This is a genomic window from Faecalicatena contorta, assembly GCF_021531995.1.
Classification (GTDB): Bacteria; Bacillota; Clostridia; order Lachnospirales; family Lachnospiraceae; genus Dorea_A; species Dorea_A contorta_A.
The window spans coordinates 1-10,371 of record NZ_JAFBIZ010000109.1 but is presented as its reverse complement, the minus strand read 5'-3'; the positions used below and the strand labels follow the sequence as shown (position 1 = coordinate 10,371).

At 43.9% G+C, this 10,371-nt stretch carries 12 protein-coding genes; 9 read left to right on the top strand and 3 right to left on the bottom strand.

The genetic code is table 11. The features are described 5' to 3' along the window. The first annotated feature begins 218 nt into the window (after positions 1-218). The 3 genes from JQM82_RS12650 to JQM82_RS12640 are packed head-to-tail and all read left to right on the top strand — an operon-like array spanning position 219 to position 1,773. Positions 219-779 (top strand): chorismate mutase, encoded by a 561-nt coding sequence (locus JQM82_RS12650; RefSeq protein ID WP_235250715.1) that lies wholly within the window; start codon positions 219-221, stop codon positions 777-779. A 20-nt stretch (positions 780-799) separates the two neighbouring features. Beyond that, complete coding sequence (locus JQM82_RS12645; protein ID WP_235250714.1) at positions 800-1,435, top strand: endonuclease III domain-containing protein; 636 nt, start codon at positions 800-802, stop codon at positions 1,433-1,435. 50 nt (positions 1,436-1,485) lie between these two features. Beyond that, positions 1,486-1,773: a hypothetical protein gene (locus JQM82_RS12640; RefSeq protein ID WP_235250713.1), complete on the top strand. Its 288-nt coding sequence runs from the start codon at positions 1,486-1,488 to the stop codon at positions 1,771-1,773. Positions 1,774-1,810: 37 nt separating this feature from the next. Here the strand turns inward: JQM82_RS12640 and JQM82_RS12635 are convergent, their stop codons facing one another. Further along, positions 1,811-2,050: a hypothetical protein gene (locus tag JQM82_RS12635; protein ID WP_235250712.1), complete on the bottom strand. Its 240-nt coding sequence runs from the start codon at positions 2,048-2,050 to the stop codon at positions 1,811-1,813. 213 nt (positions 2,051-2,263) lie between these two features. Between JQM82_RS12635 and JQM82_RS12630 the strand changes: the two genes are divergently transcribed. Together JQM82_RS12630 and JQM82_RS12625 are read left to right on the top strand one after the other, a co-directional pair. Beyond that, positions 2,264-4,702, top strand: coding sequence for a cation-translocating P-type ATPase (locus JQM82_RS12630; protein WP_235250710.1), 2,439 nt, complete (start codon positions 2,264-2,266; stop codon positions 4,700-4,702). 18 nt (positions 4,703-4,720) lie between these two features. After that, entirely contained in the window at positions 4,721-5,218 is a 498-nt protein-coding gene (locus JQM82_RS12625) for an O-acetyl-ADP-ribose deacetylase (protein WP_235250709.1), read from the top strand. Here JQM82_RS12625 and yfcE read toward each other — a convergent pair. Beyond that, positions 5,213-5,755: a phosphodiesterase gene (gene yfcE, locus JQM82_RS12620; protein WP_235250708.1), complete on the bottom strand. Its 543-nt coding sequence runs from the start codon at positions 5,753-5,755 to the stop codon at positions 5,213-5,215. The genes JQM82_RS12625 and yfcE overlap by 6 nt on opposite strands. A 115-nt stretch (positions 5,756-5,870) precedes the next feature. Between yfcE and JQM82_RS12615 the strand changes: the two genes are divergently transcribed. From JQM82_RS12615 to JQM82_RS12600, 4 genes are all read left to right on the top strand, one after another. Continuing rightward, positions 5,871-6,377, top strand: a complete 507-nt coding sequence (locus JQM82_RS12615; protein ID WP_235250707.1) for a GNAT family N-acetyltransferase — start codon at positions 5,871-5,873, stop codon at positions 6,375-6,377. A gap of 94 nt (positions 6,378-6,471) precedes the next feature. After that, positions 6,472-7,953 (top strand): sigma-70 family RNA polymerase sigma factor, encoded by a 1,482-nt coding sequence (locus tag JQM82_RS12610; protein WP_235250706.1) that lies wholly within the window; start codon positions 6,472-6,474, stop codon positions 7,951-7,953. 142 nt (positions 7,954-8,095) lie between these two features. Then, the gene (locus JQM82_RS12605) at positions 8,096-8,257 is read left to right on the top strand and encodes a hypothetical protein (protein WP_235250705.1); all 162 of its coding nucleotides are present in this window, start codon (positions 8,096-8,098) and stop codon (positions 8,255-8,257) included. A gap of 46 nt (positions 8,258-8,303) precedes the next feature. Continuing rightward, positions 8,304-8,954, top strand: coding sequence for an HAD family hydrolase (locus JQM82_RS12600; RefSeq protein WP_235250704.1), 651 nt, complete (start codon positions 8,304-8,306; stop codon positions 8,952-8,954). A gap of 93 nt (positions 8,955-9,047) precedes the next feature. On the opposite strand, the gene JQM82_RS12595 is transcribed toward JQM82_RS12600, so the two are convergent. Further along, complete coding sequence (locus JQM82_RS12595) at positions 9,048-9,914, bottom strand: class I SAM-dependent methyltransferase (RefSeq protein ID WP_235250703.1); 867 nt, start codon at positions 9,912-9,914, stop codon at positions 9,048-9,050. Between the last annotated feature and the right edge of the window lie 457 nt (positions 9,915-10,371).

The window sequence follows — 10,371 nt, the reverse complement described above, 5'->3', positions numbered from 1 at the left end:
TTTATTAAAGTACGTCAAAAAATAGAGAAGATGTCCACATTTCTGAGGATCTTCTCTATTTTTAACAAAAAGCGAGGGAGCCTCGCTCCATAACTGACTAATCAGTTATTTTGCGACACTCCCTTTTTCGATGTCATCAGTTTTTGTTGGATATATTTCATCTGCTCTGTTAATATAGAGGTAACGAATCATGCAATTAATTGTTGGAGGAAATGACGATGACACTAGAAGAGATTCGAAGACAGATAGATATGGTAGATTCTCAGATTAAACCGCTGTTTTTACAGCGTATGGAATGTGCCGGACATGTAGCGGAGGAAAAAGCAAAGACTGGCGGTGATGTATTCGTCCAGGAACGAGAACGGGAGATCATTGAGAAACGCACGGCGGATGTAGAGGAAGAGATCCAAGGGGAATATGCGGCTTTTTTGAAACATCTGATGAGTGTCTGCAGGAGACATGAATACGGATATCTGGAGCAGATGCAGGCAGAGGTCGTGGATGGTGCCCTTGCTGCTGCAGGATTCTGCAAAGAAAAGGCACATGAAAAGGTGAGAATTACCTGTTCCTGCAATGCCGGACATAGTGACCTGCATCTGTATCTGAATATGGCGGCGCTGAATCAGATTCGGATAGAGAAGATGAATGTAGTGACTGAGCAGGAGGAGCAGGTGATCGATATGACACTTGCGGGCAATGTAAATGATGGAAATATGAGGCAGTTTCTCTGTCAGATCGGGAAAGAAGCGGATCATTTCCGCATTCTGACACTGGAATAAGAGAAAGGAAGAGAATGCACATGGATAAAAAAGAATTGGCACTGGAGGTCATTGGACGATTGAAAAAAGAATATCCGGATGCCGGGTGTACGCTGGATTACGACGATGCATGGAAGCTTTTGGTAAGTGTGCGCCTGGCTGCGCAGTGTACGGATGCGAGAGTGAATGTAGTCGTAGAGGATCTGTATGCAAAATATCCGGATGTCAATGCGCTTGCGCAGGCTTCACCGGAAGAGATCGAAGAGATTGTAAGACCCTGTGGTCTTGGAAAGAGCAAGGCACGGGATATCAGTGCCTGCATGAAGATGATAAGAGATGAGTATGACGGTAGAGTTCCGGATGATTTTGACGCACTTTTGAAACTTCCGGGAGTCGGAAGAAAAAGTGCGAATCTGATTATGGGAGATGTCTTTGGAAAGCCCGCAATTGTGACGGATACACACTGTATCCGCCTGACCAACCGCATCGGTCTGGTAGACGGGATCAAGGAACCGAAAAAAGTTGAGATGGCATTATGGAAGATCATTCCGCCGGAAGAAGGAAGCGACTTCTGCCATCGGCTGGTATACCATGGAAGAGATGTCTGTACGGCGCGTACAAAGCCATATTGCGAGAAATGCTGTCTGGCAGATATATGTGCGAAAAATGGAATCTGATATACGAAGCAATACAAACAGCGGTCAACAAATTACAGGAGAATAAGAAGATGGCAGAAGTAGTAGAGATATTGGATGAACTGCAGAACAAGGCAAGAAAAGACGAGCAACTGAGAAAAACACTCCTTGCAACGAGAGAAGAAGCAGACCCTGTTGCGGCATTTTGCAGAACCTGTCGGGAGATGGGGTATGAATTATATGAGATGGAATTGATCGTAGCAGGGGAAGAATTTCATGCGGCAATGAAAAGAAGTACCAATGGAGGCGGCGAGAATTCACCGATGCTGAAAGATGAAGATGATTTTTACGAACTGTTTTTTTCGAATCTGGAAAAATAGGACGTCTCATAGGTGGAACGGGGGACAGCTGTATCATCTAGTGCTGTCCCATTGATTTTATAGAATTCAGGAATTCCATGTCATCGGCCTGAAGCTTTACATTGGTGCAGTAGTTCCTGCCTTCCGGTGTAGTGACATTGATCTCGATCACAGTACCTTCCATAAGTGCATTCTGGGATACTGCGTTTAGAAACATCGGAAACTTTGGATGATTCGCACGAAAATGATCCATGCCGCTCTTTAGTTTCTGTATCATGGCAATCTGATTAAAATCCATAGAAAAACCTCCTGTATGTATACTTTGTTTTTTTTGATATAAAGGGAATTATAATAGATATGCAACAGGAAGTCAAAGGAGAATCCAGAAATGAATCGGGAATATGTATAAGGATCTGAATTGTGAAAAAGTTAGACAAATTTAACAGAATGTTCCTTTTTATTTAAGAGAAAGAGCGTATAATGTCTTTCAGACATATGAGGAGGTTACGATATGAAACGAAAGGGCAGATATAACGTAACAGAAGAGACGTTTGATTATGAGATAGAGCGGAATCCGACAACAAGATATCAACCGGATTATAAAGAGGGACTTACCAGTCGTCAGGTGGCAAAGCATAAAAAGGACGGATGGAAGAATGTAACCGTTGATCCGCCGGCACAGACGACGAAGGAGATTATCCATCAGAATGTATTTACTTATTTCAACCTGATATTTGCAGTTCTGGCAGTATTACTTTGTATGGTAGGATCTTTTCGTAATCTTACCTTTTTACCGGTAATTATTTTTAATACATTGATTGGTATTGTTCAGGAAGTGAGGGCAAAGAATGTTCTGGAAAAGCTGAATATGCTGAATGCACCACATGCCAATGTTGTACGTGACGGCAAGGTGTCAAGAGTCGATTCGGAAGAGCTGGTGCTGGATGATATCGTAATATTTAAGGCGGGAAATCAGGTCTGTGCAGATGCAGAGGTTGTAGAGGGGAATGTACGGGTGAATGAATCTCTGCTTACCGGTGAATCTGATGAGATTACGAAAATACCAGGGGATCATCTGATGTCCGGAAGCTTTATCGTAGCGGGAGAGTGTCATGCAAGACTGGATGCGGTCGGTGTGGACTCTTATATCTCAAAGCTTACACTGGAAGCGAAAGCAATGCAGAAAGGAGAGCAGTCGGAGATGATCCGCTCTCTGGACAAGCTGGTCAAGCTGGTTGGAATTGCATTGATTCCGATAGGAATCGTCTTGTTTGTACAGAGCTTCTTCTTTAACGGAGAAGAATTCCGCAGCAGTATTACATCCATGGTCGCAGCAGTGATCGGTATGATCCCGGAGGGCTTATATCTGCTGGCAAGTGTGGCACTTGCAGTTAGTTCGATGAAGCTTGCAAGGCAAAAGGTTCTGCTTCATGATATGAAAAGTATAGAGACGCTTGCGCGCGTTAATGTACTGTGCGTGGATAAGACCGGAACGATTACGGAGAATTCCATGAGTGTACAGGAACTGGTTCCGACTTCAGAATATAAAGAAGATACCATGCCGGAACTGTCGAAGATGCTGGGAGACTTTACTGCGGCTATGAGCAGCGACAACAGTACGATGGAGGCACTAAAGGAGTATTTTAAAGAGGGAACCGGGAAAAAAGCAGTTTCTGTGACTGCATTTACCTCTGCAACAAAATATAGTGGCGTTACTTATGAAGAGGAGACTCATGTACTGGGAGCTCCGGAGTTCGTCCTCAGAGATGATTATGATACATATCAGGAGGAAATTCAGGAGTATGCGAAAAAGGGATACCGAGTGCTGGTGTTCGGAACGTATGAAGGAACGCTGGACGGGAACCCGCTGACGGAAAAGGTAACGCCTCTTGGGTATGTACTTCTTGCCAATCCGATCCGTGAGGAGGCGCCGGAGACATTTGCCTACTTTGCGGAGCAGGGTGTGGAAGTGAAGGTTATCTCCGGAGATAATCCGCTGACTGTGTCTGAAGTTGCGAAAAAAGCAGGAATTGTCGATGCAGACCACTATGTGGATGCGACAACTCTTGAGACGGATGAAGAGATCGCAGATGCGGTTGCAAAATACACTGTGTTTGGGCGTGTGACACCGAATCAGAAGCGCCAGTTTGTACAGGCTCTGAAAGAGCAGGGAAAAACGGTTGCCATGACAGGGGACGGTGTCAATGATGTACTTGCGTTGAAAGATGCGGATTGCAGTGTGGCAATGGCATCCGGTAGTGATGCTGCGGTACAGGCTTCCCAGGTTGTTCTGCTGGAATCCAATTTTGCATGTATGCCTTCTGTTGTACTGGAAGGACGTAGAGTGGTCAATAATATCCAACGGTCAGCCAGTCTGTTTCTTGTGAAAAACATATTTTCATTCCTGTTATCGTTGTTCTCTGTGATATTTATGATTACCTATCCTCTGGAACCTTCACAGATATCACTGATCGGTATGTTTACGATTGGAGTACCGGGATTCTTCCTGGCATTCCAGCCGAATAAAGAGAGGATTAAAGGGCATTTCCTGACGAATGTTCTGTTAAAGGCGCTGCCGGCAGGTCTTACAGATGTTCTGATCGTAGGAGCGCTTGTGGTGTTTGGTCAGACATTCGGAGTGAATTCAACGGATATATCAACAGCAGCAACAATACTTCTGCTGATTGTAGGTTTTATGATCCTGTATAAGATCTGCCAGCCTGTCAATATATATCGTGGAGTCATCTGGGTTGGATGTATGATCGGCTGTGTACTTTGCTGCATCTTTCTTCCGGAATTATTTGCCATTACGGGCATGTCGAAAAAATGTATCATGCTGTTTGTGGTATTCTCAATTGCCACAGAGCCGATCCTTCGATATCTGACCTTGTTGATCGGGGGCCTTCGAAAAGGCTATCGGAAGCTGCGTCACAGAGAGGATGACGAATAGAGAAATGGAGGAACATATATGGAACTGAAGATTGTATTGGGAGACATTACGAAGAGTGATTGTGATGCGATCGTGAATGCCGCAAATACATCCCTGCTTGGAGGGGGAGGTGTCGATGGGGCGATCCACAGAGCAGCAGGTCCGGAGCTTTTGGAAGAATGCCGTACCCTTCACGGCTGTCCGACCGGAGAGGCCAGGATTACAAAAGGCTATCGCCTGCCTGCGAAGTATGTGATCCATACGCCGGGACCAATCTGGCAGGGTGGCAGATACGGAGAAGAAGAACTGCTTGCGTCCTGTTACAGAAGCTGTCTGGAACTGGCAACAGAACATGGAGTAAAAAGGATAGCATTCCCATCCATCAGTACCGGAATCTATGGATTTCCTTTAGAAAAAGCAGCGCCGATCGCAATCCATACTATCCGCACGTTCTGTAAAGATCATCCTCAGATAGAAGAAGCCCGGATGGTGTGTTTTGATCAGCGCACAAAGACATATTATGAAAAGGCTTTATAAGGTACACGGCATATCCAGAACATTGCCGTCAAGGTCTTTCCAGAGAAATGCTCCGTCATAGATCATGTATCCGTGTACGGAGTTTTCTTTTGGGATAGATACGGAACCTGGATTCATATAGATATAAGATCCCATATTCTTGTTGGCAGGAATATGGGTGTGTCCGTTCAGAAGAATATCCCCTTTTTTTAGCATCGGTGGATTTTGTGGATTGTGATGGTGACCGTGCGTGGCGAATATGGTGTGGCTGTCGAGTTCCAGCAGACAGTAATCTGCAAGGATCGGGAATTCCAGAACCATCTGATCTACTTCTGTGTCACAGTTGCCGCGAACACAGAGAAGTTCCTGCTTCATGGCATTCAGCATGGAGATGACTTCTTTGGGCTGATAATCCTTTGGAAGATCATTTCGGGGACCATGATAGAGGAGATCGCCAAGCAGAAGGAGACGGTCTGCTTCTTCCCGTCGGTAAGCTTCGATCATTTTTTTGCAATAATAAGAAGAGCCGTGAATATCGGATGCAATCATTAATTTCATAATACAAATACCTCGCTTTATCATCATAAAAGGATTGTAGCATAGTTTACGGACGGGGTCAAAAGATGTTATACTGATACCGGTTGTCGGATATGAAATGAAGAGGTGGAATGTGATGCGGATAGAATATGCAGTAGAAAAAGATGTTGTTACGATTATGGCATTGATGGATCTTGCAAAAGAAATGACGGAGAATAAAGAATGGTACAGTACAGATGATGAAGCATTTGTGAGAAGGCATCTTACGGAAGAGGGATTTATATTGAAAGCAGTAGATGAGGATCAGCTGGCGGGATTCTTCATTGCACGATATCCCGGGGATGCAGAAGATAACCTCGGGAAATACTGGAATCTGACGAATGCAAAGCTACATCAGGTTGCGCATATGGAATCAGCGGCGGTACATCCGGATTATCGCGGAAGAGGGATTCAGAAGGAATTAATGGCCCGGGGAGAAAGAATTCTGAAACAAAAAGGGTATTATTATCTTATGGGAACAGCACATCCGGATAATGTATACAGTGTCAATAACTTCTTGAAGCTTGGATATGAGATTCTTACAAAGACAGAAAAATACGGAGGCCTTCCGAGATATGTATTCGGGAAAGTGATGATTCATTAGATGATGAGAAAACCAGAAAGAAATTTCTGGTTTTTTTGTAACGAAAATAAAGTATGGAAGTCTGTATAGGTAAAGAAACGAGGAGGTGAGAACGTTGCAATTTGAGGATGTATACAAATTATATTATCGAGATGTGTACTATTATCTGCTGTCAATGACCGGTGATGCACAGACCGCTGAGGATCTTACGCAGGAAACGTTTTACAGGGCACTGAAATATATCGATCGCTTTAAAGGAGAGTGTCATTTTAAGACCTGGCTTTGTCGAATCGGGAAAAATGTGTATATTTCCTGGAAAAAGAAGCAAAAACGTCTCACCGGAGGGGAAGTGAATCTGGAGAATATCAATGAGACAGAAGTGAAAGTAACTGTGAGTGAAGAAAAAACCACACCGGAATCCCGGTATATTCTGAAAGAGGAGGCGTTATCTATTTACAGAATATTACATATATTAGAAGAACCATACAAAGAGGTATTTATACTGAGAACACTGGGAGAATTATCATATAAAGAAATCGGAGAAATATTCGGACATGAGGAAGGCTGGGCGAGAGTTACCCATTACCGGGCAAAAATAAAGATTCAGGAAATGATAAAGGAGGAGCCATCGATGAAAGAAAAAGAATGTGCCATTGTACAGGATCTTCTGGTGCTGTATGAAGATAATGTACTTCACGAAGAAAGCAGACAAATGGTTGAGGAGCATATACGAGGCTGTGAAGAATGTATGAAGATATATGAAAATGGCAGGAAGGATCTGAAAGTGAGTGATACACATAAGGAGCCTTCCGAGGAAGACCAGGCGGACCAGGCGGCGCGTATTATGAAAAAATTTAAGAAAAGGATGACTTTTAAAAGTATATCTGTCTTAGGGGTTATATTGGCGGTGATTATCCTGGCAGTTGCGGTGACCAATGAGGTTTGTAATCGTCTGTCAAATAATAACTGGGGAATTATTGGCATGGTTTATACGATACCGACAGATCAGATTAAGATTACTGAACTGTACCGGTTGAAGAATGGAGACATCTATTGCACATTGGAATCAGATAAGAAGATTGGAATCTATCAGTATAGCGATTTTATGATACCGGAAGATGAAGTTGATCGGAATACAGAGGATGCATCACTGGAAATCTGTTTTCGTCAGCTGACACCATGGGAAAGCGGGAATCATGTAAAGTTTCATCAGATGACAGCAATTTTTTCTACGGAACGTCTGGGTGTGCAGGAAGAAAGCGGAAAAGAATTTATTCAGCGCTGCAGTGAAATCAGATATCGTGGAAAGACCGAATCAGACTGTATGACCATTTGGAAAAGAGGACAGAAAGTAGAGGAAGCTCCGGAGGAGATAGAACGAAAAGCAATTGCCGAATATGTACGGAACGATCAGATAGAGGAAGCTGTTCGGGAATGTGAAAATCTGGGTTGGGACAGCGGAGAAGAAATTGTGAAGATATATCGGGAAGACCTGAATATCAGTCATACATATTCAATCGGTTATGATGTTAGAGATAGTGTCGTATTTTCAAATAACTATGAGACGATATTACTGCCGCAGTCTGAGGAGCATTAACTTCAGGGAAAAGAGAGAGTTGCTTTTATACAGGGGATTCAGTCCTCTTTTGTGGCGGGATATTATATCTTATGATATAATAAAGATGAGAAGGCAATAAGCAGTGAATCACAAGGTGTATTCTTACAAAGGAGGAATTCATATGACAGAAGATCTGATAAAAGAAATAAAACATATTCAACAATGTCTGGTTAACAAAGAATCCGAAGGAGAAGAGTGGGAAGAGAAGATGAATGCCGTTCACAAGCTTGAGGAAGTGGCGGATTATCTGAAAGACGCGCTCGGAAAAGGCATCGAATTCTAAGAAATATGGAATTCTGAAAACAGACATGCGAGGGGAGTTATACATAATGACAGAGGCACTGATATTTGACATGGATGGTCTGCTCTTTGATTCGGAGCGGATCGTCCAGCGATCCTGGGAAGAGGCAGGCAATGAACTGGGAATTCCACATATGGGAGATCAGATCTACCATACGCTTGGGATGAACCGGGCCGGCAGGTATGCATACTTTGCCAGAACAATCCGGGAAGACTTTCCGTTTGAAGAGTTTGGAAGACTTGCAAGTGTCAGCTTTTACAGAATCGTGGAACGGGAGGGACTTCCGATGAAGCCGGGTGCGGGAGAACTGCTGGAATATGCAAAACAGCAGGGATATAAGATGGCTGTTGCAACATCGTCGAGCAGAGCATATGCACAGAAGAATCTGGAAGATGCAGGGATAGAATCGTATTTTGACGGAGCTGTATTTGGAGATATGGTGCAGCATGCGAAGCCGGATCCGGAGATCTACTTGAAAGCAGCAGAATGTATCGGTGTAACACCGGGATCCTGTATTGCACTGGAAGATGCACCGGGAGGAATCCGATCGGCGCATGCAGCCGGGATGCTTCCGGTTATGATACCGGATCTGGTGGAGCCGACGGAGGAGATCCTCTCTCTGGTATATCGAACATTTCACTCACTGAAAGAAGTGATCCCTTTTCTGGAATCTTTATAACGGTATCTTAATTATGATAAAAAGACGGTGCAAAACCGGGATATACACATAGTATCTCTGTTTTGCAACCGTCCTTTTTTGTGCTGAAAGAGATTAGCGATCGTTGGACTCCCATCTTCCGGATGCACCGCATGGAAGTACAAGGCCGGAATGTGTGACCGGAAGTCCGATCTCCTGGGAATCTACATGTCCGTTCCATTTCTTTAGCTCTGTTCCGAGCATGTAGGTAAGAACTGCCGGAGCAAGTCCGGTGGTATAGGAGTTTACCAGGAAGAAGAGAGGATCATCCGACAGAATCCGGGTACAAAGTTTGATCAGAGGATGGATCGCATCTTCAATCTTCCAGATCTCACCCTTCGGGCCACGTCCATAGGAAGGCGGATCCATAATAATGGCATCGTAATGATTGCCCCTTCGAATCTCACGTTCTACAAATTTTACACAGTCATCGACCAGCCAGCGGATTGGCTTGTCAGACAGGCCGGAGGAAGCAGCATTTTCCTTCGCCCAGTTCACCATACCCTTGGAAGCATCCACGTGTGTAACACTGGCTCCGGCAGCGGCAGCGGCCAGCGTTGCTCCGCCGGTATAGGCAAACAGATTCAGCACATTGACCGGGCGTCCGGCATTTCGAATCTTTTCGGAGAACCAGTCCCAGTTAGCAGCCTGTTCCGGAAATAATCCGGTATGTTTGAAACTGAATGGCTTCAGGTTGAAAGTTAAATCTTTATAATGAATCTGCCACTGTTCCGGAAGGTCAAAGAATTCCCATTCCCCGCCGCCTTTTTTGCTTCTGTGGTAGTGACCGTTCATATGCTTCCAGCCACGTTCGGTCTTAGGTGTATCCCAGATGACCTGCGGATCCGGACGTACCAGAAGGTACTCTCCCCAACGTTCCAGTTTTTCACCCTTACTGCAATCTATTACTTCATAATCTTTCCACTGATCTGCAATCCACATACTCTATAATCCTCTCTTTATAGCGATATTAATATAAAAATACAATCTGCTGTATTAGAATTTCAATAGGATTATAGCATGGGGAAAAAGAAAAGAAAAGTCGGAATTAGTGCACAGGGACAGTGTCTGCGGGATTGCCGGGGATATAGACTTTTAAATTATTAATTTCAGATAGCTATTATTGGAATGAGGAATCTAGCCGTAGAAAAATGCTGAAATAATTTGGTTTTTCAGATAGAATTCTCTGAAAGGGATTATCTATCTGCTGAAAATGGCTAAAACCAGGAGGAATTTTCATCGAGAAAAGCTTGAAATCATAATTCTATTTGCTTTCGGCACTTAAAATGAGGAAAAAGGACAGGAAAAAAGCATCTGATTTTGGCGGAAAATAGAAATCTATCTGCAAATTCACTTTACAATTTTATTCTGAGGAAGGCTCTAAAAAAGAGAAAAATAT

Excerpts from the sequence above, each read along its gene's own strand:
- JQM82_RS12650 (WP_235250715.1), top strand. The coding sequence starts at position 219 with ATGACACTAGAAGAGATTCGAAGACAGATAGATATGGTAGATTCTCAG.
- JQM82_RS12645 (WP_235250714.1), top strand. The coding sequence starts at position 800 with ATGGATAAAAAAGAATTGGCACTGGAGGTCATTGGACGATTGAAAAAA.
- JQM82_RS12640 (WP_235250713.1), top strand. The coding sequence starts at position 1,486 with ATGGCAGAAGTAGTAGAGATATTGGATGAACTGCAGAACAAGGCAAGA.
- JQM82_RS12635 (WP_235250712.1), bottom strand. The coding sequence starts at position 2,050 with ATGGATTTTAATCAGATTGCCATGATACAGAAACTAAAGAGCGGCATG.
- JQM82_RS12630 (WP_235250710.1), top strand. The coding sequence starts at position 2,264 with ATGAAACGAAAGGGCAGATATAACGTAACAGAAGAGACGTTTGATTAT.
- JQM82_RS12625 (WP_235250709.1), top strand. The coding sequence starts at position 4,721 with ATGGAACTGAAGATTGTATTGGGAGACATTACGAAGAGTGATTGTGAT.
- yfcE (WP_235250708.1), bottom strand. The coding sequence starts at position 5,755 with ATGAAATTAATGATTGCATCCGATATTCACGGCTCTTCTTATTATTGC.
- JQM82_RS12615 (WP_235250707.1), top strand. The coding sequence starts at position 5,871 with ATGCGGATAGAATATGCAGTAGAAAAAGATGTTGTTACGATTATGGCA.
- JQM82_RS12605 (WP_235250705.1), top strand. The coding sequence starts at position 8,096 with ATGACAGAAGATCTGATAAAAGAAATAAAACATATTCAACAATGTCTG.
- JQM82_RS12600 (WP_235250704.1), top strand. The coding sequence starts at position 8,304 with ATGACAGAGGCACTGATATTTGACATGGATGGTCTGCTCTTTGATTCG.
- JQM82_RS12595 (WP_235250703.1), bottom strand. The coding sequence starts at position 9,914 with ATGTGGATTGCAGATCAGTGGAAAGATTATGAAGTAATAGATTGCAGT.